The organism is Pseudomonas sp. Tun-23181 (assembly GCF_057415455.1).
In genome coordinates, this window is record NZ_CM171630.1 from 2,197,827 (window position 1) to 2,220,457 (window position 22,631).

The 22,631-nt window shown below is 66.2% G+C and carries 23 protein-coding genes; 11 read left to right on the plus strand and 12 right to left on the minus strand.

What is annotated here, in order from left to right; genetic code table 11:
• Nucleotides 1-149: 149 nt before the first annotated feature.
• A complete protein-coding gene (locus ACDI39_RS10585) occupies nt 150-1,223 on the minus strand; it encodes an AI-2E family transporter (RefSeq protein ID WP_486538609.1) in 1,074 nt (357 codons plus the stop codon).
• 12 nt (nt 1,224-1,235) lie between these two features.
• Nucleotides 1,236-2,297, minus strand: a complete 1,062-nt coding sequence (locus ACDI39_RS10590) for a DUF2066 domain-containing protein (RefSeq protein WP_225788309.1) — start codon at nt 2,295-2,297, stop codon at nt 1,236-1,238.
• Nucleotides 2,298-2,598: 301 nt separating this feature from the next.
• Between ACDI39_RS10590 and purM the strand changes: the two genes are divergently transcribed.
• The 4 genes from purM (at nt 2,599) to ACDI39_RS10610 (ending at nt 5,666) form a co-directional block, all read left to right on the plus strand.
• On the plus strand, nt 2,599-3,657 hold the full coding sequence (purM, locus tag ACDI39_RS10595) for a phosphoribosylformylglycinamidine cyclo-ligase (protein WP_225788310.1): 1,059 nt from the start codon (nt 2,599-2,601) through the stop codon (nt 3,655-3,657).
• The gene (purN, locus tag ACDI39_RS10600) at nt 3,657-4,310 is read left to right on the plus strand and encodes a phosphoribosylglycinamide formyltransferase (protein ID WP_225788311.1); all 654 of its coding nucleotides are present in this window, start codon (nt 3,657-3,659) and stop codon (nt 4,308-4,310) included. The genes purM and purN overlap by 1 nt, the downstream gene beginning before the upstream one ends.
• Before the next feature lie 8 nt (nt 4,311-4,318).
• Nucleotides 4,319-5,029: a DUF3108 domain-containing protein gene (locus tag ACDI39_RS10605; protein ID WP_225788312.1), complete on the plus strand. Its 711-nt coding sequence runs from the start codon at nt 4,319-4,321 to the stop codon at nt 5,027-5,029.
• Nucleotides 5,030-5,483: 454 nt separating this feature from the next.
• Complete coding sequence (locus ACDI39_RS10610; protein ID WP_225788313.1) at nt 5,484-5,666, plus strand: hypothetical protein; 183 nt, start codon at nt 5,484-5,486, stop codon at nt 5,664-5,666.
• 144 nt (nt 5,667-5,810) lie between these two features.
• On the opposite strand, the gene ACDI39_RS10615 is transcribed toward ACDI39_RS10610, so the two are convergent.
• The 7 genes from ACDI39_RS10615 to ACDI39_RS10645 form a co-directional block, all read right to left on the minus strand.
• On the minus strand, nt 5,811-6,350 hold the full coding sequence (locus ACDI39_RS10615; RefSeq protein WP_225788314.1) for a DUF2058 domain-containing protein: 540 nt from the start codon (nt 6,348-6,350) through the stop codon (nt 5,811-5,813).
• A gap of 26 nt (nt 6,351-6,376) precedes the next feature.
• Entirely contained in the window at nt 6,377-7,210 is an 834-nt protein-coding gene (gene mazG, locus ACDI39_RS10620; protein WP_225788315.1) for a nucleoside triphosphate pyrophosphohydrolase, read from the minus strand.
• Nucleotides 7,211-7,343: 133 nt separating this feature from the next.
• Nucleotides 7,344-9,584 (minus strand): GTP diphosphokinase, encoded by a 2,241-nt coding sequence (gene relA / locus ACDI39_RS10625; protein ID WP_225788316.1) that lies wholly within the window; start codon nt 9,582-9,584, stop codon nt 7,344-7,346.
• Nucleotides 9,585-9,682: 98 nt separating this feature from the next.
• Entirely contained in the window at nt 9,683-11,041 is a 1,359-nt protein-coding gene (rlmD, locus tag ACDI39_RS10630) for a 23S rRNA (uracil(1939)-C(5))-methyltransferase RlmD (RefSeq protein ID WP_225788317.1), read from the minus strand.
• On the minus strand, nt 11,041-11,940 hold the full coding sequence (cysM, locus tag ACDI39_RS10635; protein WP_225788318.1) for a cysteine synthase CysM: 900 nt from the start codon (nt 11,938-11,940) through the stop codon (nt 11,041-11,043). The genes rlmD and cysM overlap by 1 nt, the downstream gene beginning before the upstream one ends.
• Nucleotides 11,941-12,061: 121 nt before the next feature.
• Nucleotides 12,062-13,474 carry a sensor histidine kinase gene (locus ACDI39_RS10640; protein ID WP_225788319.1) on the minus strand — a complete coding sequence of 471 codons (1,413 nt, stop codon included), beginning with the start codon at nt 13,472-13,474 and terminating at the stop codon, nt 12,062-12,064.
• A gap of 2 nt (nt 13,475-13,476) precedes the next feature.
• Nucleotides 13,477-14,193, minus strand: a complete 717-nt coding sequence (locus tag ACDI39_RS10645) for a response regulator transcription factor (protein ID WP_486538614.1) — start codon at nt 14,191-14,193, stop codon at nt 13,477-13,479.
• Between the two features lie 229 nt (nt 14,194-14,422).
• On the opposite strand from ACDI39_RS10645, the gene ACDI39_RS10650 reads away from it, so the two are divergent.
• The 4 genes from ACDI39_RS10650 (at nt 14,423) to ACDI39_RS10665 (ending at nt 19,168) form a co-directional block, all read left to right on the plus strand.
• Nucleotides 14,423-17,179, plus strand: coding sequence for a response regulator (locus tag ACDI39_RS10650; RefSeq protein ID WP_225788321.1), 2,757 nt, complete (start codon nt 14,423-14,425; stop codon nt 17,177-17,179).
• A gap of 129 nt (nt 17,180-17,308) precedes the next feature.
• Nucleotides 17,309-18,298, plus strand: a complete 990-nt coding sequence (locus ACDI39_RS10655; RefSeq protein ID WP_225788322.1) for a 2-hydroxyacid dehydrogenase — start codon at nt 17,309-17,311, stop codon at nt 18,296-18,298.
• 31 nt (nt 18,299-18,329) lie between these two features.
• Entirely contained in the window at nt 18,330-18,767 is a 438-nt protein-coding gene (locus ACDI39_RS10660) for a hypothetical protein (protein ID WP_225788323.1), read from the plus strand.
• Nucleotides 18,764-19,168, plus strand: coding sequence for an META domain-containing protein (locus tag ACDI39_RS10665; RefSeq protein ID WP_253081560.1), 405 nt, complete (start codon nt 18,764-18,766; stop codon nt 19,166-19,168). Before ACDI39_RS10660 ends, ACDI39_RS10665 begins: the two co-directional genes overlap by 4 nt.
• A gap of 18 nt (nt 19,169-19,186) precedes the next feature.
• Here ACDI39_RS10665 and ACDI39_RS10670 read toward each other — a convergent pair whose 3' ends face one another.
• Nucleotides 19,187-19,648: a TlpA disulfide reductase family protein gene (locus tag ACDI39_RS10670; protein ID WP_225788325.1), complete on the minus strand. Its 462-nt coding sequence runs from the start codon at nt 19,646-19,648 to the stop codon at nt 19,187-19,189.
• 86 nt (nt 19,649-19,734) lie between these two features.
• Between ACDI39_RS10670 and arsC the strand changes: the two genes are divergently transcribed.
• The 3 genes from arsC to ACDI39_RS10685 are packed head-to-tail and all read left to right on the plus strand — an operon-like array spanning nt 19,735 to nt 21,090.
• Complete coding sequence (arsC, locus tag ACDI39_RS10675; RefSeq protein WP_225788326.1) at nt 19,735-20,088, plus strand: arsenate reductase (glutaredoxin); 354 nt, start codon at nt 19,735-19,737, stop codon at nt 20,086-20,088.
• Complete coding sequence (gene wrbA / locus ACDI39_RS10680; RefSeq protein ID WP_253091477.1) at nt 20,085-20,690, plus strand: NAD(P)H:quinone oxidoreductase; 606 nt, start codon at nt 20,085-20,087, stop codon at nt 20,688-20,690. Before arsC ends, wrbA begins: the two co-directional genes overlap by 4 nt.
• Nucleotides 20,683-21,090 carry a DUF2069 domain-containing protein gene (locus ACDI39_RS10685; RefSeq protein ID WP_225788328.1) on the plus strand — a complete coding sequence of 136 codons (408 nt, stop codon included), beginning with the start codon at nt 20,683-20,685 and terminating at the stop codon, nt 21,088-21,090. The genes wrbA and ACDI39_RS10685 overlap by 8 nt, the downstream gene beginning before the upstream one ends.
• 39 nt (nt 21,091-21,129) lie before the next feature.
• On the opposite strand, the gene ACDI39_RS10690 is transcribed toward ACDI39_RS10685, so the two are convergent.
• Nucleotides 21,130-21,801 carry a DNA-3-methyladenine glycosylase I gene (locus tag ACDI39_RS10690; RefSeq protein WP_225788329.1) on the minus strand — a complete coding sequence of 224 codons (672 nt, stop codon included), beginning with the start codon at nt 21,799-21,801 and terminating at the stop codon, nt 21,130-21,132.
• Between the two features lie 3 nt (nt 21,802-21,804).
• Complete coding sequence (gene ttcA, locus ACDI39_RS10695) at nt 21,805-22,629, minus strand: tRNA 2-thiocytidine(32) synthetase TtcA (protein WP_225788330.1); 825 nt, start codon at nt 22,627-22,629, stop codon at nt 21,805-21,807.
• Nucleotides 22,630-22,631 lie beyond the last annotated feature (2 nt).

Here is a 22,631-nt window from a genome sequence, read left to right on the forward strand (position 1 = left end):
CTGGCGGGCGGTCGCGAGGACCACAGGGGGCCTTTGGTGAACAGTGTGCAAAGTCTATACCCGCAACGCGGGCGGCACAATCGGCGCAGCTTGGAGAGCAAGCAAAATCAATGACTTGCACCTGCTTCCCCAGGGCTACGCCGCTGCGTTCACAACGGCGGATCGATATCCCCGGCATACATGTCCGATTCCTTGTACAGGTCGTGCACATGCCGCAGCAGCACCATGATCACCGCCGCCACCGGCAACGCCAGCAGCACCCCGGTGAAGCCGAACAGCTCACCGCCGGCAAGGATGGCGAAGATCACCGCCACCGGGTGCAGGCCGATGCGATCGCCCACCAGCAGCGGCGTCAGCACCATGCCTTCGAGGGCCTGGCCGACCATGAACACCGCGATGATGCCGAGCATGGGGTACAGCTCGCCGCCGAACTGGAACAACCCGGCGACCAACGCCGCGCCGATGCCGATGATGAAGCCCATGTACGGCACGATGGCCGCCAGCCCTGCCAGCAGGCCGATCAGCAGGCCCAGTTCCAGCCCCACCAGCATCAGGCCGCCGGCATAGATCAGGCCGAGGGCGACCATCACCAGCAACTGGCCACGGACGAACGCCCCCAGCACCTCATGGCATTCGCCGGCCAGCCCCACCACCTGCGCCTCGCGCTGGCGTGGCAGGAGGCTGCGCAGCTTGGCCATCATCAGGTCCCAGTCGCGCAGCAGGTAGAAGCCCACCACCGGGATGAGCACCAGGTTGGCCAGCCAGGCGATCAACGCCAGGCTCGAGGCGGTGGCCTGGGACAGCAGCATGCCGACGATGTCGGTGGTCTGGCCCATGTGCGCGCCGATGGCGGCCTTGATCTTGTCGAACTTCCAGAAGCCATCGGCCAGGCCCAGGCGGCTCTGCACCCAGGGCAGGGCCACGTGCTGCAGCCAGTCGAGCATCTGCGGCGCCAGCTCGTACAGGCGCACCAGCTGCTTGGCCAGCATGGGGATCAGCACCAGCAGCAGGGCCAGGAAGATCAGGGTGAACAAGCTGAACACCACGACCACGCCCCAGGTCCGCGACAGGCCCTGGCGCTCCAGGCGGTCGACCAGCGGGTCGGCCAGGTAGGCCAGGAGAATACCCACCAGGAAGGGCGAAAGGATGTTGTGCAGGCAGTACAACAGCACGGCGACCAGCAGGGCCACGCCCAGCCAGGCCCAACGGCGTAGATCGGTCATGAGCGGCGCTCCCTACCAGCGAAACCGCAGGCCATCGAACGGCTTGGGCGCGGCCGCCTGGGCCGCGCCTGGCTGCTGCGCCGCCGGGTCTTCGGAGGTGGCGGGTGCCGGGGGCACCGCATCGGCCGGCAGTTCCTGCAGTTTGGCCAGGCCCAGTTGCGCGCGCAGTTGCTCGCGATTGCCGGTGACACTGTAGGTCAGGGTGTCGCCCTCGGCCTGTCGCAGGCGCGGGCCGTAGGGTTCGAGCACGCGGCCGAGTTCGGCGTAGCGTTGCAGGTTCATGCCCTGTACCTGTACCTGCAGCTCGCCGCTGGCGCCCGGGCGGGTGGCGTAGCGCGGTGCCAGGCGGCTGCTCACCGCCAGCATCACGGCATCGGCCAGGGCCGCCTGGTCGGGGCCCTCGGCCTTGCCCCGCTCACGCTGCTCGCCCAGCCACAGTTGCCAGGTGCCCTGCCACTTGCCGTCGGTCTCCTGGGCATGCACCGCCAGCAGGGCATCGGCGCCATAGCGCTCGGAGGCTTCGCGCAGCGGCGCCGGGTCATTGCCTTCCAGTTGCTTGGCATTGGCCACCAGTTGCTCCTGCAAGTCGGCCAACGGCAGGCGCAGCGGTAGGCCGCGATGCTGGGCGGCACGGCGCAGGGGGCCGGCACTGGACTGGCCATCGCCGACCAGGTTGCTGCCTTCGACGCTGTCGTTCAGCCACCAGCCGAGGATCGACGGCCGGTTGCTGCCCCACAGCGCCAGACCGGCTTGGCGCAGGGCGCGCTCGGTGCTGCCGGGGTCGAATTCGACCAGCACGGATTCGGGCGGGCCGGCCTCGGTGCCGACCTGGTTGATGATCTGCCGTGGGTCCTTGCGCAGGCCGGCCAGCGCCGGGCTCTGCGCCGCCTTGGGGTCGCCGGTCAGGCGCAACACGAGGGTTTCCAGGGCCTTGCCGGTGGCCTGGGCGCGCGCTTCGCTGCCCTGCCCCTCGATGGGTTCGCGGACCTGATAGAGCCCGGAAACGGTTTCGGCCTGGGCGACGGTGCCGGCCAGAGCCAGGCAAGCCACAGCCAGGTGATTGATAAAACGCATGGCGGATTCCTGTCCAGGTGAGCTGCAAGCTACAAAGCTGCAAGAAAAGGCAGATCGATGCACGCCCCGCTTTTTCTTGCAGCTTGCAGCTTATACAGAAGCGACCACGCCAACCACCCACGGCCAGTTTTTGCCAATTTCCCGGCCTGCCCGTCGGCCTGAGGATGGCCGCTGCACAGCAACCCTGATAAAATCGCGCGCCTTCGCAGACCAGTGACGTACAGGCAGCCGCCGCTCCCCGAGCCGGCCTTGGCCGCCCTGGTCGTTTTTCCGAATCCCTCCCTCCTAAAGGCCTGGATCAATGAGCAAGCAACCCTCCCTGAGCTACAAGGACGCCGGTGTAGACATCGACGCCGGCGAAGCACTGGTCGAACGCATCAAGGGCGTGGCCAAGCGCACCGCGCGCCCTGAAGTCATGGGTGGCCTGGGCGGCTTCGGCGCCCTCTGCGAGATCCCGGCCGGCTACAAGCAGCCGGTTCTGGTCTCCGGCACCGACGGCGTCGGCACCAAGCTGCGCCTGGCGCTGAACCTGAACAAGCACGACAGCATCGGCCAGGACCTGGTCGCCATGTGCGTCAACGACCTGATCGTCTGCGGCGCCGAGCCGCTGTTCTTCCTCGACTACTACGCCACCGGCAAGCTCAACGTCGATGTCGCCGCCACCGTGGTCACCGGCATCGGCGCCGGTTGCGAGCTGGCCGGCTGCTCCCTGGTGGGCGGCGAAACCGCCGAGATGCCGGGCATGTACGAAGGCGAGGACTACGACCTGGCCGGCTTCTGCGTCGGCGTGGTGGAAAAGTCCGAGATCATCGACGGCTCCAAGGTGGCCACCGGCGACGCCCTGATCGCCCTGCCCTCCTCCGGCCCGCACTCCAACGGCTACTCGCTGATCCGCAAGATCCTCGAAGTGTCCGCTACCGACATCGACAACACCCAGCTCGACGGCAAGCCACTGGCCGACCTGCTGATGGCGCCGACCCGCATCTACGTCAAGCCCCTGCTCAAGCTGATCAAGGACACCGGCGCGGTCAAGGCCATGGCCCACATCACCGGCGGCGGCCTGCTGGACAACATTCCGCGCGTACTGCCCGACAACGCCCAGGCGATCATCGACGTGGCCAGCTGGCAGCGCCCGGCGGTGTTCGACTTCCTGCAGGAAAAAGGCAACGTCGACGAGCACGAGATGCACCGCGTACTGAACTGCGGCGTCGGCATGGTCATCTGCGTGGCCCAGGACCAGGTCGACAGCGCCCTGCAGGTGCTGCGCGAAGCCGGTGAACAGCCATGGGTCATCGGCCGCATCGCCGAGGCCCCGGCCGGCGCTGCCCAGGTCGAGCTGCACAACCTCAAGGCGCACTGATGCCGAGCGAGACCTGCAACGTAGTGGTATTGCTGTCGGGCTCCGGCAGCAACCTGCAAGCGCTGATCGACAGCAGCCGCGGCGAAGACAGCCCGGTGCGCATCCGTGGCGTGATCTCCAACCGTGCCGACGCCTATGGCCTGCAGCGCGCCCAGGCGGCCGGTATCGCCACCGCCGTGCTGGAGCACACCGGCTTCGAGGGCCGCGAGGCCTTCGACGCGGCACTGATGGCGTTGATCGACGGCTTCGAGCCGGACCTGGTGGTACTGGCCGGTTTCATGCGCATCCTCACGGGTGGCTTCGTCCGTCACTACCAGGGCCGCCTGCTCAACATCCACCCGTCGTTGCTGCCCAAGTACAAGGGCCTGCATACCCACCAGCGGGCACTGGAGGCCGGCGATAGCGAACACGGTTGCAGCGTGCACTTCGTCACCGAGGAACTCGACGGCGGCCCTCTGGTCGTACAGGCAGTGGTTCCGGTGGCGCCGGATGACACGCCGCAGGCCCTGGCTGAGCGGGTTCACCGCCAGGAACACCAGATCTACCCGCTGGCGGTGCGCTGGTTCGCCGAAGGACGCTTGCGTCTGGGCGCACAGGGTGCATTACTGGATGGCCAGCCGCTGGCGGCCAGCGGCCACTTGATTCGACCCTAGGAGAACTTATGCGTCGTGCCCTGCTCTTGGCTCTCGCCGTGCTCGCCCTGCCTCTCCAGGCAGCTGATCTGAAGCCTTTCTCGGCCAGCTACACCGCCGACTGGAAACAGCTGCCCATGAGCGGCACCGCCGAGCGCAGCCTGGAAAAGAATGCCAACGGTACCTGGAGCCTGAACTTCAAGGCATCCATGATGATCGCCAGCCTGACCGAGCAAAGCACCCTGCGCCTGGACAACGACACCCTGCTGCCGCAGAAGTACCACTTCGAGCGTGGCGGCCTGGGCAAGGCGAAGAAGGTCGACCTGGACTTCGACTGGACCAGCAAGAAGGTCACCGGCAGCGATCGTGGCGACGCGATCAACCTGCCGCTCAACCGCGGCGTGCTGGACAAGTCGTCCTACCAGCTGGCCCTGCAGCATGACGTGGCCGCCGGCAAGAAGAGCATGACCTACCAGGTGGTCGACGGTGACGAGATCGACACCTACGACTTCCGCGTGCTCGGCACCGAGAAAGTGGCCACCAAGGCCGGCCAGGTCGACGCGGTCAAGGTCGAGCGCGTGCGCGACCCGAGCCAGAGCAAACGCATCACCGAGCTGTGGTTCGCCAAGGACTGGGACTACCTGCTGGTACAACTGCGCCAGGTCGAGACCGATGGCAAGGAGTACGTGATCGTGCTGCAGGACGGCACGGTCGACGGCAAGTCGGTGAAGGGCAACTGACACCCGCTCCACTGCCTGCGCCAACCGAAACCCCGCCACTGTGCGCAATGCCGGTCAGTTAAGACGTTCAGTTGTCATTTGGGGCCGCTTCGCGCCCCATCGCCGGCAAGCCGGCTCCCACACTGTCCGTGCAAACCGCATCATGTGTGGTCGCCGCGGTCCCTGTGGGAGCCGGCTTGCCGGCGATGGGCTGCAAGGTAGCCCCAAAAATGACAAAGCGCCGCTTAACTGACTGACATTAGCCACTGTGCGGGGTTTCTTTTTTGCTTCGAGCGGCACGCTGCAAGCTGTTTGCGGGCCTGATGCCGAGCAAGGTGTCGAGGCCGCGCATTCTCTTGAAGCCAGGCTTCATGAAACATGTTTCATGGCCGATTTATTTACTTAGCCTGCTAACAAACTCTATAAAGAAGTCCTGCGACACGTTGCCGCAGTCAACCGAAAGTGGAGTTTACCGATGACAGTCCAAGTAACCGAACGCGACGAATCGAAAATGTCCCACGAAAGCCAGGCCTGCGGCCTGCGGATCTGGGACGTGCATCAGCAGGGTGAACTGGTGGGCATGTTCCACACCGAGCAAGAAGCCCAGCAGTACCGCACCGAGCTCGAATGCCTGGAAAGCCAGCGCGCTGTGCAATGACCGGACGTTCCCAGGAAAAAACGCGCCAAGGCGCAATGCCTGTCAGTTAAGCGGCGCTTTGTCATATTTGGGGCCGCTTCGCGCCCCAAATGACAACTGAAAATCTTAACTGACCGGCATTGAGCCAAGGCTGTTTTTCGTGGCTTACCACATGAGATCGTCAGGGATCTTGTAGGCCGCGTAGGGATCGTCCTCGTCCGCCTCCTCGACATGGGTGTTGAGCAGCAGCACGCGCTTGGGATCGCGCTCCTGGATCTTCACCGCGGCCTCGCGTGGGATCACTTCGTAGCCACCGCCATGAGCGACGATCGCCAGGGCGCCATTGCTGAGCTTGCTGCGCATCAAGGCATTGACGGCAATACGCTTGACCTTCTTGTCATCGACGAAGTTGTAGTAGTCCTCGGTATTGAGCTTGGGCAGGCGGGTCGCCTCGATCAACTGCTTGACCTGCGCGGCACGGGCCTTCTGCTCGGCCTTCTCCTGGAGCTGGCGGTTCAGCTCCTGGTCCTTCCTGGCCTTCTCGGCCATGGCCTCCTTGGCCAGGCGCTGCTGGGTATCGTCGACTTCGACCTGGCCCTTGTGTTCCAGGCGCTTCTGTTTCTTCTCGGCTTTGTTAGCCTGCTTGACCTGCTTCTGGTTGACCAGACCGGCCTTGAGCAATTGATCGCGAAGGGAAAGGCTCATGGGTGTTCACTCACTTATGCAACAGCTCAGCCGCAGCTGGGCAGGTTCTTTTCCTGACGCTTGGCTTCGCCCCAGAGGGCGTCCAACTCGTCGAGGGTACGATCTTGGATGGACAGGCCCTGCTCGCGCAATGCCTGCTCGATGAAACGGAAGCGCCGCTCGAACTTGCGGTTGGCGCGGCGCAGGGCATTTTCCGGGTCGTGCTTGAGGTGGCGGGCCAGGTTGACGGTGGCGAACAACAGGTCGCCGACTTCGTCCTCCAGGGCCTCGGCATCGCCATCGGCCATGGCCTGCAACACTTCGTCCAGCTCCTCGCGGACCTTGTCCAGCACCGGCAGCGCCTCGGGCCAGTCGAAACCGACCGTGGCCGCGCGCTTTTGCAGCTTGGCCGCCCGCGACAAGGCCGGCAGCGTCGCCGGTACATCGTCGAGCAGCGACAGTTGCTCGGGCTCGCTCTTTTCCGCGCGCTCCTCGGCCTTGATCGCTTCCCAACGCGACTTGACCTGGGCCTCGCTCAGGCGCGGGGTATCCAGCGGTGCGTAGAGGTCGCCGGTGGGGAAAACATGGGGATGGCGGCGGATCAGCTTGCGGGTAATGGCATCGACCACGCCGGCGAACTCGAAGCGCCCCTCCTCCCGGGCCAGCTGGCTGTAGTAGACCACCTGGAACAACAGGTCGCCCAGCTCGCCCTGCAGGTGCTCGAAATCACCGCGCTCGATGGTGTCGGCGACCTCGTAGGCCTCCTCGAGGGTGTGCGGGACGATACTGGCGTAGTCCTGCTGCAGGTCCCAGGGGCAACCGTGCTGCGGGTCGCGCAGGCGGGCCATGAGGTGCAGCAGGTCGTCGAGGGTGTAGGTCATAGGTGTCTCTTCCTCGCGGGGGCCATGCCCCCGATCGCTGGCAAGCCAGCCCCCACGAAGAGGCTGCCATGCCCGGTGCCCGTGGGAGCCGGCGTGCCGGCGATGGGCCGCACAGCGGCCCCATTGCAGTGTTTCAAGGGGTACGATTACGCCGCGTCTCGATGATGTTCGGCAACTGCGAGATCCTGCCCAGCAGGCGCCCCAGGGCGTTCAGGCCAGGAATCTCGATGGTCAGCGACATCAGCGCGGTGTTGTCGTCCTTGTTCGAGCGGGTATTGACCGCCAGCACGTTGATCTTCTCGTTGAGCAGCACCTGCGACACGTCGCGCAGCAGGCCCGGGCGGTCGTAGGCGCGGATGACGATGTCGACCGGGTAGGTCTGCACCGGCACCGGGCCCCAGTTGACCTGGATCATCCGCTCCGGCTCCTTGCCGGCCAGTTGCAGCACCGAGGCGCAGTCCTGGCGGTGGATGGTCACGCCGCGGCCCTGGGTGATGTAGCCGACGATGGCATCGCCCGGCAGCGGCTGGCAGCAGCCGGCCATCTGCGTGAGCAGGTTGCCGACCCCCTGGATCTGGATGTCGCCACGCTTGCCGGACTTGGCGCTGCTGGCCTTGCGCGGGACCAGCTCGATCTGCTCGTTGCGCTCCGGCTCGAGCAGTTGCTGGGCGGCGTTGACCATGTGCGCCAGGCGCAGGTCGCCGGCACCGAGGGCGGCGAACATGTCCTCGGCGGTCTTGACGTTGGCCTTTTCCGCCAGGCGCTCGAAGTCCACCTGGGGCAGGCCCAGGCGGCTCAGCTCGCGCTCGAGCAGGGTCTTGCCGGCGGCGACGTTCTGGTCGCGCGCCTGCAGCTTGAACCAGTGGACGATCTTGGCCCGCGCCCGCGAAGTGGTGACGTAGCCCAGGTTGGAGTTCAGCCAGTCGCGGCTGGGGCTGCCGTGCTTGCTGGTGATGATCTCCACCTGCTCGCCGGTCTGCAGGCTGTAGTTGAGCGGCACGATGCGCCCGTTGATCTTGGCGCCGCGGCAGTTGTGGCCGATCTCGGTGTGCACGCGGTAGGCGAAGTCCAGCGGCGTGGCACCCTTGGGCAGGTCGATGGCATGGCCGTCGGGGGTGAACACATAGACCCGGTCCGGCTCGATGTCGACGCGCAGTTGCTCGGCCAGGCCGCCGATGTCGCCCAGCTCCTCGTGCCACTCCAGCACCTGGCGCAGCCAGGAAATCTTCTCTTCATAGTGGTTGGAGCTGGACTTGACGTCGGTGCCCTTGTAGCGCCAGTGGGCGCAGACGCCCAGCTCGGCTTCCTCGTGCATGCCGTGGGTGCGGATCTGCACCTCCAGCACCTTGCCCTCTGGGCCGATCACCGCCGTGTGCAGGGAGCGGTAGCCGTTCTCCTTGGGGTTGGCGATGTAGTCGTCGAACTCCTTGGGAATGTGCCGCCACAGGGTATGCACGATACCCAGCGCGGTATAGCAGTCGCGGATTTCCGGGACCAGCACGCGCACGGCGCGCACGTCGTAGATCTGGCTGAACTCCAGGCCCTTGCGCTGCATCTTGCGCCAGATGGAATAGATATGCTTCGCCCGGCCACTGATGTCGGCCTTGACCCCGGTGGCCAGCAGTTCGTTCTGCAACTGGTTCATCACATCGCTGATGAAACGCTCGCGGTCCAGCCGACGCTCGTGCAGGAGCTTGGCGATCTGCTTGTACTGGTCGGGCTCGAGGTAGCGGAAGGACAGGTCCTCCAGCTCCCACTTGATATGACCGATGCCCAGGCGGTGCGCCAGTGGCGCATAGATGTCGAACACCTCGCGCGCCACGCGCAGGCGTTTCTCGTCGTCGGCGGCCTTGACCGCACGAATGGCGCAGGTACGCTCGGCCAGCTTGATCAGCGCCACGCGCACGTCATCGACCATGGCCACGAGCATCTTGCGCAGGTTCTCGACCTGCGCTTGGGAGCCGAGCACCAGCGACTGGCGCGGGCTGAGGCTGGCGCTGATGGCAGCCATGCGCAACACGCCGTCGATCAGCTTGGACACCACCGGACCAAAGCGCTGCCCGACCTCGGCCAGGGTCACCTTGCCCTCGCGCACCGAGCGGTAGACCACCGCCGCCACCAGGGAGTCCTGGTCGAGCTTGAGGTCGGCAAGGATTTCGGCGATCTCCAGCCCCGCCTGGAAGCTGGAAGTGCCATCGGCCCAGGAATGCTTGGCCGGGTTGCCCTTTTTCTCCACCTCATGGGCGAATTCGCAGGCCTCCTTGAGCGCCTCGCGATCCAGCGCCGAATCGACGCTCACCACATGATCCAGCCATGCTTCGAGATTGATACTGCCGTCGGTATTGACCGGCTGGTGCACTCTCACCTGTACCATCTTTTTTCTACCTTTCCATACAGCGCACCACGCGGGTGCGCTGGCAATCACCGTGCAGCCCCCCATTCCCTGGGAACCGCACCAAGGGGCCAGCCTGGCTAGCCCGCTTCGAATAACGCCATGGCCTCGACATGCGCCGTCTGAGGAAACATGTCGAGAATCCCGGCCCTTGTTAACCGGTACCCTTGGCCGACCAGCACCTGGGCGTCTCGCGCCAGCGTGGCCGGGTTGCATGACACATAGACCAGCCGCCTGGCCTTGAGGCGGGCGATGCCTTGCACCACCTCGAAGGCACCGTCGCGCGGTGGATCCAAGAGTACCGCAGAAAAGCCTTCGGCGGCCCATCCGGCGCCCGCCAAAGGCTGCGATAAATCGGCCTGAAAAAACCGTGCGTTATGCACGTCGTTGTCCCGGGCATTGGCCGCCGCCCGGTCCACCATGGCCTGCACACCCTCCACCGCCACCACCTCGCGGGCCTGGCGGGCCAGCGGCAGGGCGAAGTTGCCCAGGCCGCAGAACAAGTCCAGCACCCGCTCCTCGGCGTGCGGCGCCAGCCAGGCCAACGCCTGCTCGATCATCGCCGTGTTGACCTGGGCGTTGACCTGGACGAAGTCGCCTGGCCGCCAGGCCAGCTCCAGCCCCCAGGGCTCGAGGGCAAACCCCAGCGTCTGCCCGGGCTCGACCGGTGCCGGCTCGCCCTCGCCCTGCAGCCATAGCTGGGCACCGGCCTGCTTGCAGAAGGCCTGCAGGCGCGCCAGATCGTCCGCCGGCAGCGGCGCCACATGACGCACCAGCACCGCCTCAGCGGTACCACTGAACAATTCGACGTGGCCCAGCGCCTGGGGCTTGCCCAGGCTGCGCAGCACGGTCGGCAGGTGGCGCAGGATCGACTGCAAGGGTTGTACCAGCACCGCGCACTCGTCGATGGCGACGATGTCCTGGCTGGCCTCGGCACGGAACCCCACCGCCAGCTGACGGGCCTTCGCGTCCCAGCGCACGGCGACCCGCGCCCGCCGCCGGTAGCCGAACTCCGGCCCGCTCAAGGGAGCCGCCCACGCCTCGGGCTGCACGCCGGCGACCCGTTGCAGTTGCTCGGCCAGCAGGCGCTGCTTGAGCGCCAGTTGGCCTTCATGGGGCAGGTGCTGCAGGTTGCAGCCTCCGCAGCGCGCATAGTGGCGGCACGGCGCTTCGCGGCGCTCGGGGCTGGCCTGCAGGACCCGCTCCAGGCGTGCCTCGACCACCTTGCCGCGGGCACCGAGCACCCGCGCCTCGACCGCCTCGCCCGCCAGGGCACCGCTGACGAACCAGGTGCGCCCGTCATGGAAGGCGATGCCACGGCCATCGCCGGCCAGGCGCTCGATCTGCAGGTGCTGCTTCTTGCCCACCGGCACCTGGGCCGCACGGTTGCCGCCGGCCGGCTGGAAGCGCAGGCCGCCGCTGCTTTTCTTCCTGGACATCAGTTCGCGTCGAACAGGCCGGTGGACAGGTAACGGTCGCCGCGATCGCAGATGATCGCCACCATCACCGCGTTCTCGACCTCCCGGGACAGGCGCAGCATGGCCGCGACCGCACCACCGGAAGACACGCCACAGAAAATGCCCTCTTCGCGGGCAAGGCGGCGGGTGGTCTGCTCGGCTTCCTCCTGGGACATGTCGACCACACGGTCGACCCGGCTGGCGTCGAAGATCTTCGGCAGGTATTCCTCGGGCCAGCGGCGGATGCCGGGGATGGCCGAGCCTTCCATCGGCTGCAGGCCGACGATCTGCACCGCTGGGTTCTGCTCCTTGAGGTACTGGGAGCAGCCCATGATGGTGCCGGTGGTGCCCATGGAGCTGATGAAGTGGGTGATGCTGCCCTGGGTCTGCTGCCAGATCTCCGGACCTGTGCTGGTGTAGTGGGCGATCGGGTTGTCGCCGTTGGCGAACTGGTCGAGAACCAGGCCCCGACCCTCGGCCTGCAGCTTCTCGGCCAGGTCGCGGGCACCTTCCATGCCCTCCTCCTTGCTGACCAGGATCAGCTCGGCGCCATAGGCGGTCATCGCCGCCTTGCGTTCGGCGGTGGAGTTGTCCGGCATGATCAGGATCATCTTGTAGCCCTTGATCGCCGCTGCCATGGCCAAGGCGATACCGGTGTTGCCGGAGGTGGCCTCGATCAGGGTGTCGCCGGGCTTGATCTGGCCACGCAGTTCGGCGCGGGCGATCATCGACAGCGCAGGGCGGTCCTTGACCGACCCGGCGGGATTGTTGCCTTCGAGCTTGAGCAGGAGGGTATTGCTGGTTTCACCGGCAATGCGCTGCAGGCGAACCAGGGGCGTATTGCCGACGCAATCGGCGATGGTTGGGTACTGCAAGGTCATGGGCGTATTTCACAATCCGGACGGCAGGGGCGCCTATCATACCGGCAAACCTTTCCCGGCCATATCACGCAATCTGTGGTCGCTATAACTACAAGCTATAAAGCACGTGCGAACCGGCCATCTAGACGCCCACCACAGGCGCCTGGTTCAGCGCGGCACCTGTCGGGCTGGGCTTGTCCCACGAGGGGGCCTGCACATGCACCGGCAGGCGCATGTAAAGGCGCAGGCCCTGCTTGCCGTTTTCTGCCCAGAGCGTGCCGCCCTGGCGCTGGATGGCACTGCGGGCGATGCTCAGGCCGAGGCCGAAACCACCATCGCCGGGGCGGGAGCCGTCCAGGCGCGAGAACGGCGCGAAGATCCGTTCCAGGTCCTGCTCGGCCACCCCGCCGCCCTGGTCTTCCAGCCAGATCCGCCAATGGTTGCCCTCGCGCTGCCCGCCCAGGCGCACCACACCCTGCGCGGGCGAATGACGGATGGCGTTGCGAAGCATGTTCTCCAGGGCTTGGGCGAGGAGGTTGAGGTTGCCTTGCACCCAGCAGTCGGCGGGCACCTCGCAGCGCAGCCGGGCCGGCGACCAGCCGCTCTCGTAGCAGGCGTCCTCGGCGAGCATGTCCCACAGCGCCTGGAACTGGATCGGCTCGAGGTTCATCGGCGCGCGCTCGGCATCCTGCCAGGCCAGTTGCAGGGTGTCCTCGACCAGTTGCTGCATGCAGTCCACCTCGCGGGTCAGGCGTTCGCGCAGGCGTTGCAGGTCGGTCTCGCCGTCGCAGGCCACGCGCAGGCGGCTGAGGGGGGTGCGCATCTCGTGGGACAGGTCGCGCAACAACTGTTGCTGCAGGGCCACGGTGCCCTGCAGGCGCTCGGCCATCTGGTCGAAGGCACGGGCCAGTTCGCCCAGCTCGTCATGCCGGCCGATGGTTCGCGCGTCCAGGCGCGCCGACAACTGGTCGGCGCGCCAGGCATTGGCCTGCTCGCGCAACTGGTTCAGCGGCACGATCAGCATCCGGTACAGGCCGACGCACAGCAGCAGGGTGAACAGCCCCGGGATCACGCCGTTGGTGAGGACCTGCCAGAACAGCCGGTACTGGCCAGGGTTGAAACGCTCCGGCAGCTCGATCACCAGCATGCCCTGCTCCGGTGCATCGGGGAACGGCAGGCGCAGCCAGGGCTGGCCGATGCTGCGCCGGCTCATGGGCCAGTCGACGCCCCGCAGGCGGGTCAGGTGCTGGATGTGTTCGGGGGTCAGCGTGGCGCTGCCCAGCGGCTGCAGCTCGGCATCGAACACCCCGACCCAGCCGGACTCGCGCTGGCGCATGTCGGCCAGCCAGCGATCGACCCCGGCCCGGCCGCCTTCGCGCCAGGCCCGCTCGGCCTCCACCGCATAGCCGCGCAAGTGCTGCCGGGCCGACTCGGCCAGGAAGGCGTTCTGGGTTTCCATGTGCCGGCCCCAGGTGTAGCTCAGGCCGATCATCAGCAGGCAGAACCCCACCAGCAGGATCGCCAGCTTCCAGAACAACGAATGACGGTCGAGCACGCTCAGTCCACCTCGCCGGCACTGAGGACATAGCCCTTGCCCCAGACCGTGCGCAACTGCCGCTCCTGGTAGCCGATCACCTTGAGCTTGCGGCGGATCTGGCTGACATGCATGTCGAGGCTGCGGTCGTGGCGGGAATAGCCGCGCTGCAGCACCTGCTGGTAGAGAAAGGGTTTGCTCAGCACTTCGTCCTGGCTGCGGTTGAGGGTGTCCAGCAAGCGGTATTCACTGGGTGTAAGCCCCGCCCATCGGCCATCCAGGCACACGTCGCAGGCGTCCTCGTCGAAGCGCAGCTGCCCAGGCGCCGACTCACGCGATGGCTGGTGGCGTCGCTCGAGGGCCACGCGTCGCAGGATCGCTTCGATGCGCACCTGCAGTTCGGTCATGCTGAAGGGCTTGGGCAAGTAGTCGTCGGCACCGCGCTGAAAACCCGTGATGCGATCGGCCTCCGCGCCCAGCGCCGACATCAGGATCACCGGCGTGCTGCTGCGCCGGCGCAACTGGGCCAGGGCATCGAGGCCATTGAGGCCGGGCAGCAGGATATCCAGCAGGACCACGTCGAATGCCTGGCGACCGGCGGTTTCCAGACCCTCCAGGCCGTTGCGGCACCAGGTCACCTGGAAGCCGCCACGTTGCAGTTCCTCGCGCAGGTAGGCGCCGAGCACGGGGTCGTCCTCGATGGAGAGAATGCTGGATGTTTGAATGGCTACGGGATTCATTGGCTTCTGACATTGATTCTCAATTGCGCAATTATTGAGCAAGCTGTCTTGCCAACGCAACCGGCTCGCGACCGGTTGCGCTTTTATGCTGGCGGTGCAGCCCCTGTCTTCCCGGCAAGGACCGTATGAAACAGATACAAATGAGTGCATTGGCCTGGCAGCCGGGGTAACGTTCCGCCTGGGTCCGTCCGTACACCGACGGCATGCAAGCACATGACAGGAGACGAGTGTGCTAGATCGCTTGGGAATCAGAAGCCGGGTCCTGTTGCTGGCCCTGCTGCCGGCCAGCCTGATGGCGCTGGTGCTGGGCAGCTATTTCACCTGGTTGCAACAGAACGAATTGCGTACCCAGTTGCTCCAGCGCGGCAAGATGATCGCCGAGCAACTGGCACCGCTGGCCGCCCCGGCCCTCGCCAAGCAGACCCAGGACCAGCTCGGGCGCATCGCCGCCCAGGCCCTGGAACAGGCCGACGTGCGCGCCGTGGCGTTCCTGCGCCCCGACCGTACCGACCTGGCCCATGCCGGCCCGAGCATGCTCAACCCACCGCCCAGCGGTGGCACCGGCACCCAGTTGCTGCACCGCACTGGCAACGATGCCACCCGCTACCTGATGCCGGTATTCGGCCATCACCGCGACCTGGCCACCCATGCGGTCCCCGCCGAGGCCGAGCGCCTGCTCGGCTGGGTCGAGATCGAGCTGTCCCATGACGGCACCCTGCTGCGCGCCTACCGCAACCTGTTCACCAGCCTGCTGCTGATCCTCGCCTGCCTGGCCCTCACCGCCCTGCTCGCCCTGCGCATGAGCCGCACGATCAACGACCCGATCGCACGCATCAAGCATGCGGTCAACCAGCTCAAGGACGGCAACCTGGAAGAACGCCTGCCAACCATGGGCAGCCACGAGCTGGACGAGCTGGCCGCGGGCATCAACCGCATGGCCCAGACCCTGCACAACGCCCACGAGGAGCTGCAGCACAGCATCGACCAGGCCACCGAGGACGTGCGCCAGAACCTGGAAACCATCGAGATCCAGAACATCGAGCTGGACATGGCGCGCAAGGAGGCCCTGGAGGCCAGCCGGATCAAGTCCGAGTTCCTGGCCAACATGAGCCACGAGATCCGCACCCCGCTCAACGGTATCCTCGGCTTCACCCACCTGTTGCAAAAGAGCGAGCTGACGCCACGCCAGCTCGACTACCTGGGCACCATCGAGAAATCCGCCGACAACCTGCTGGGGATCATCAACGAGATCCTCGACTTCTCCAAGATCGAGGCCGGCAAGCTGGTGCTCGACAGCATCCCTTTCAACCTGCGCGACCTGATCCAGGACACCTTGACCATCCTCGCCCCGGCCGCCCACGCCAAGCAGTTGGAGCTGCTCAGCCTGGTCTATCGCGACACGCCGCTGTCGCTGGTCGGCGACCCGCTGCGGCTCAAGCAGATCCTCACCAACCTGGTGAGCAACGCCATCAAGTTCACCCGCGAAGGCACCATCGTCGTGCGCGCCATGCTCGAGGACGAGCAGGAAGACAGCGTGCAACTGCGCATCAGTGTCCAGGACACCGGCATCGGCCTCTCGCCCCAGGATGTGCGCACCTTGTTCCAGGCCTTCAGCCAGGCCGACAACTCGCTGTCGCGCCAGCCCGGCGGCACTGGCCTGGGCCTGGTGATTTCCAAGCGCCTGATCGAGCAGATGGGTGGCGAGATCGGCGTCGACAGCACCCCTGGCGAGGGCTCGCAGTTCTGGATCAGCCTCAGCCTGCCCAAGGCCCATGACGATCCCCAGGAAGCGCCGTTGCAGGCGCTGCTCGGCCGCCGCGTCGCGATCGTCGATGGCCATGAGCTGGCCCGCCAGGCCCTGGAGCACCAGTTGGAGGACTGCGGCCTGAGCGTCAGCCTGTTCGCCTCCTTCGAGCAACTGCTGCAGGGCGTGCAAGCGGCCAGCCAGGCCGGCCAGCCGTTCGAGTTCGCCGTGCTCGGCGCCAACCTGGGTAACCTCTCGCCCGAGCAGCTCGGCCGCTACCACCCGCAACTGGAGCGTTTCGGCTGCCGGTGCGTGGTGCTGTGCCCGACCACCGAGCAGGCGCTCTACCACCCCTACCTGCCCAATGCCCACGGCCAGTTGCTGTCCAAGCCGACCTGCACGCGCAAGCTGCGCCGCCTGCTGCTGGAACTGCTGCAGCCGCGCCGGGTGGCCAGCGAGCCCCGTGGCGGCGCCGGCCAGCGGGTGCCGAAGATCCTGTGCGTCGACGACAACCCGGCCAACCTGCTGCTGGTGCAGACCCTGCTCGAAGGCCTGGGCGCCGAGGTGCTGGCGCTCGACAACGGCTATGCGGCGGTCCAGGCGGTACAGGACGAACCCTTCGACCTAGTGCTGATGGACGTGCAGATGCCCGGCATGGACGGCCGTGCCTGCACCGAGCAGATCCGCCAGTGGGAAAGCAGCCAGAGCGGCCCGGCACTGCCCATCGTCGCGCTGACGGCCCATGCCATGGCCAACGAGAAGCGTGCCCTGCTGCACAGTGGTATGGACGACTACCTGACCAAGCCGATCAGCGAGCGCCAACTGGCCCAGGTGGTGATGAAATGGACCGGCTTCAGCCTGGCTGCGCCGCAACCGGAACGCAGCCCTGAGCGCCTGCCTGACAGCAGCGAGCTGAAGGTGCTCGACCCCGAGGAGGGCCTGCGCCTGGCTGCCGGTAAACCGGACCTGGCCGCCGACATGCTGGCCATGCTGCTGGCGTCGCTGGAGAGCGATCGCGAAGCCATCCGTGCCGCCCGCGAAGCCGGTGATCGCACGGCGATGATCGAGCGGGTGCATCGCCTCAACGGTGCCTCGCGCTATTGCGGTGTACCGCAGCTGCGCGCGGCCTGCCAACGCAGCGAGACCCTGCTCAAGCAGGACAGCCCCCAGGTGCAGCTGGCCCTGGACGAGCTGGACAGGGCCATCACCCGGTTGGCTGCACAGGCGCGCTTGAGCGCCTGACTGCGCCATTGAGGCCGCTTCGCAGCCTGTTCGCGACACAAGGCAATCCATCCATTTGCCCGCCCCAGATCAACACCTGCCCCGGCAGGCTGGCTAGACTGCCGACACCACCAACAAGGAAGAGACGCCATGCGCATCCTGTTGTTCAGCAGTCAGCACTACGACCAGGAAAGCTTCCTCCGGGCCGCCACCGACAGCGGCCTGGAGCTGCATTTCCAGGCCGCGCGCCTGACCCTCGACACCGCCGCCCTGGCCGCCGGCTTCGAGGTGGTCTGCGCCTTCATCAACGACGAACTGGATGCACCGGTCCTCGAGCGCCTGGCCGCCGGCGGCACCCGCCTGGTCGCCCTGCGCTCGGCCGGCTACAACCATGTCGACCTGGCTGCCGCCCAGCGCCTGGATCTGGCGGTGGTGCGAGTACCGGCCTATTCGCCACATGCCGTGGCCGAACATGCCGTGGCCTTGATCCTGGCCCTCAATCGCCGCCTGCACCGGGCCTACAACCGCACCCGCGAAGGCGACTTCACCCTGCACGGGCTGACTGGCTTCGACCTGCACGGCAAGACCGTCGGGGTGATCGGCACCGGCCAGATCGGCGCAGCCTTCGCCCGCATCATGGCGGGCTTCGGCTGCCGGCTGCTGGCCTACGACCCCCACCCCAACCCCGAGCTATTGGCCCTCGGGGCGCGTTACCTGGCGTTGCCCGAGCTGCTGCGCGAGGCGAAGATCATCAGCCTGCACTGCCCGCTGACCGAGCAGACCCGCCACCTGATCAACGCCCAAAGCCTGTCCTGGCTGCAGCCCGGCGCCATGCTGATCAACACCGGGCGGGGTGCGCTGGTCGACACCCCGGCACTGATCGACGCGCTCAAGAGCGGCCAGTTGGGCTACCTGGGGCTGGATGTCTATGAAGAGGAGGCCCAACTGTTCTTCGAAGACCGTTCCGACCTGCCGCTGCAAGACGACGTGCTGGCGCGGCTGCTGACCTTCCCCAACGTGATCGTCACCGCACACCAGGCATTCCTCACCCGCGAGGCGCTGGACGCGATCGCCGCGACCACGCTCGACAATGTCGTCCGCTGGGCGGCGGGCGATCCGCGCAACACCGTGGAAGGTTAATGCTAGGATACGCGGCAATTCTGGAGGACCCATGGTCGAACACGATTTCCGCTACACCCTATTCAACCCGCAACACACCCTGATCGAGTGCCGCGCGCTGGCGCCGGGCCGCTACCAGGTGACCGGCAACGGTGGCTCGATCCAGAAAGACGATGCCCTGTTGGTCACCCTCAAGGGCAGCAAGGGCCTGTCCATGCGCCTGGCCGTGGAAAGCGTACGCCACCTGATCAATCCACCTGGCCAATGGGTCGCCGTGGCCAGTGGCCCGGTGTTCAACGAGCTGGAGATCCTCAACTGGCAGGTCAAGTGCGACAGCTGCGATGCCGTGCTGGACTTCGAGTTCGCCGTGGATGCCAAGCTCGGTAACAAGGCCCGCCAGCCGGCGGCCAGTGCACGTATCGCCGAGCTGGGCTGGGCCAGCCGTGGCGAGCAGCACCTGTGCCCGCAATGCCAGGAGAGCGCCCGGTGAAACACCTGTTGACCGCCGCGCTGCTGGCCTGCGGCCTGCTCGGCTGCGCCGCCGAGCCCTCGAAGCTGCAGCAGGAGCGCAGCTACGTGCTGGAATGGATCGGCGAGCGCCCGCTGATCGACTACAGCCGCCTGACCCTGACCCTCGCCAGCGATGGCCGTGCCTACGGCAATGCCGGCTGCAACCATTGGTTTGCGTCCTACACGCTGGAGGGCGAACGCCTGAGCTTCGGCAAGGTGGGCAAGACCCGCAAGCTCTGCGCGCCGGCGCTGATGGACCAGGAGCGACGCTTCCTGGAAGCCTTGGAGACGGTGCAACGCTGGGATGTCTCGCCGATCGAACAGGTACGCTTCTGGCCTGCCGAGGGCAAGCCTCTGCGCTTCTGGCCTGAGGAAGGGTGACGGCTTGCAGCTTGCCGCTTACCCCCTAAGCGCCTTGATCTTCGCCTGCAGCCCTTCGAGCGTCTGCTCGCCCATCAGTTGCTCACGCACCTTGCCCTTGTCGTCGATGATGTAGGTCACCGGCAGCGCCTCGCTGCGTGGCAGGTCGTAGCGCTCGGCCGGGTCCTGGGCCAGCACGGTGAAGGCGATGCCCAGCGTCTCGGCGGCCTGCTTGAGGTCCTGGCCCTGCAGGCCATCGAAGTTCACCCCGACCACCTTGATGCCCTGGCCTTCCCACTGCCGGGCCGCGGCGTTGAGTTCGGGAATCTCGGTACGGCACGGGCCGCACCACTCGGCCCAATAGTTGAGCACCAGCCACTGTCCGTCGAGCTGCTCGGCCTTTACCGTGTTGCCGTGCTGGTCCACGCCGTAGTCTGCACCGCAACCGCCGAGCAACAGGCTCGCGGTGATGGCCAGTACAGCTGCCAAACGCCTTGCCATGGGTCAATCCTTCTCGAAGTTTTAAAGCCTATGCGTCAGTCGCTGCGGTTAGAATAGCCGCCACACCCCGTTGGATGCGACCCGTCATGACCGACCTGACCCTGTATCATAACCCGCGCTGCTCGAAATCCCGCGGCGCCCTGGAACTGCTCGAAGCGCGCGGCCTGGCCCCGACCATCGTGCGCTACCTGGAAACCCCGCCGGACGCCACCACCCTCGAAGCCCTGCTCGGCAAGCTGGGCATCGCCCCACGCCAGCTGCTGCGCACCGGCGAGGACGAGTACAAGTCCCTCGGCCTGGCCAACCCGGAACTGACCGATGCGCAACTGATCGAGGCCATGGTCCAGCACCCGAAACTGATCGAGCGGCCGATCCTGGTCGCCGGCGACAAGGCGGTGGTCGGTCGTCCTCCGGAGAAGGTACTGGAGATCCTGCCGTGAGCGATCCGTACATCCTGGTCCTGTACTACAGCCGCCACGGCTCGACCAGCGAGATGGCCCGGCACATCGCCCGTGGTGTCGAGATGACCGGCCTGGAAGCGCGCCTGCGCACCGTGCCGGCGATCTCCACCGAGTGCGAGGCGGTGGCGCCGGACATTCCCGCCAGCGGTGCGCTCTACGCCACCCTCGACGACCTGCGCCACTGCGCAGGCCTGGCCCTGGGCAGCCCGACCCGCTTCGGCAACATGGCGGCGCCGCTCAAATACTTCCTCGATGGCACCAGCAGCCTGTGGCTGGGTGGCGAACTGGTCGGCAAGCCGGCCGGCGTGTTCACCTCCACCGCCAGCCTGCATGGCGGCCAGGAAACCACCCTGCTGTCGATGATGCTGCCGCTGATCCACCACGGCATGCTGGTGATGGGCCTGCCATACAGCGAATCGGCGCTGCTCGAGACCCGTGGTGGTGGTACGCCCTATGGGCCCAGCCACCATGCCGGTGCCGATGGCAAGCGCGAACTGGACAACCACGAGATCGCCCTGTGCCGTGCACTCGGCCAACGCCTGGGGAATACCGCCAAGGCCCTGGAGAGCCAGCGTGGCTAAGAAGCCTCTGCCCCCAGTGGCCTGGCTGGAGCCTCGCCTGCGCCTGGCGCGGGCACTGGGGCTGGCGTTCTTTCTCGGCCTGATCGCCCTGCTGGTGGTGAACAACCTGTTCTTCGCCAACCTGCATGGGGCACGGGTCGAGGTGATCCTGGCCATCGAACTGGTGCCCCTGCTCCTGCTGATGCCGGGCATGCTGCTGGGCAGTGCCCGGGCGCACGCCTGGACCTGCTTCGTGGTGAACATCTATTTCATCAAGGGCGTGCTGGCGGCGTTCGACCCGGCGCGGGCGGTATTCGGCTGGATCGAGGTGCTGGTGAGCCTGGGGTTGTTCGTCAGCGGGCTTCTTTATGTGCGCTGGAAGTTCCAGCATGAGCGGAGGCTGGCTGGGGAAGGGTGTTGAACCCTTCGCGGGCGTGCCCGCGAAGGGGGCGCCGCAGGCTCAATGGTTGACGGTATGCGCCAGCATCACCGACAGCTGGCACAGCGGCCGCCCGCTCTCCTCGTGCCACTGGTTGAACGCCTGCTGCACCAGCGCCAGGTCGCGCTGGCTGGTGGGCTGCTTGTCGATCACGCCCTGGGCGATCAAGGCGGCGCTCATGTCATCGGTGGGGATGAAGGTGTCCTTGCCGACCATGCGCAGGAAGCGTGGCGCCGACAACCCGCCCAACTGGTTGCCATGCTTGGCCAGGAACTTCCACAACCCGACGATATCGGTCACCGGCCAGTCGGCGATGAACGCGCCGAAGCTGCCGTGCGCCTTCTGTACGTCGAGGATCATCTGCGCGTTGCGCGGCACGCTCTTGAGCTTGCCCAAATGGCGGATGATGCGCTCGTCCTGCATCAACCGCTCCAGGTGCTCGGCGCCCATCAGCACCACCTTGTGCGGGTCGAAGCCGAAGAACACCTGCTCGAACGCTGGCCACTTGGCGTCCACCAGGCTGTGCTTGAGCCCGGCGCGGAACACCCGCAGGGCCAAGGTCGACAGGTAGCGATCGTCGCTGATGTCGCGTAACTGGGCCGGCGTCCTGGGCTGCGGCAGGAAGGCCTCCAGGGCCGCCGCCGAGCCGAAGCGGTTCAGGCAGTATTCATGCAGCCACCGATAGTCGCGCATGGGTCAGATATTCAGCACGTCGAGAAAGCGCGGCGTGGCGCTCTCGTCGATTTTCAGGCCGGCGAAGTCGAACAGGTTGCGGTCGGCCAGTTGCGACGGCGCCACGTTCTGCAGGGCCCGGAAGATGTTCTCGGTACGCCCCGGGTGCTTGCGCTCCCACTCCAGCAGCATCTCCTTGACCACCTGGCGCTGCAGGTTCTCCTGGGAACCGCACAGGTTGCAGGGGATGATCGGGAACTGCTTCATGTCCGAGTAGGCCTGGATGTCCTTCTCGCTGCAGTAGGCCAGCGGGCGGATCACCACGTTGCGGCCGTCGTCGGCACGCAGCTTGGGCGGCATGCCCTTGAGCGAGCCGTTGAAGAACATGTTGAGGAAGAAGGTCTCGACGATATCGTCGCGGTGGTGCCCCAGGGCCATCTTGGTCGCGCCGATCTCGTCGGCGAAGGTGTACAGGGTGCCACGGCGCAGGCGCGAGCACAGCGAGCAGGTGGTCTTGCCCTCGGGAATCAGCTCCTTGACCACCGAGTAGGTGTCTTTCTCGACGATGTGGTACTCGATGCCCAGGGTCTTGAGGTAGGCCGGCAGCACCTCTTCGGGGAAGCCCGGCTGCTTCTGGTCCATGTTCACCGCGACGATCTCGAAGCGGATCGGCGCCACCTTCTGCAGGTGCAACAGAACATCGAGCATGGTGTAGCTGTCCTTGCCGCCGGACAGGCAGACCATGACCTTGTCGCCATCCTCGATCATGTTGTAGTCGGTGATGGCTTCGCCGGCGAGACGCCGCAGGCGTTTTTGCAGTTTGTTCTGGTTGACCGAGAGGGTGCCCATAG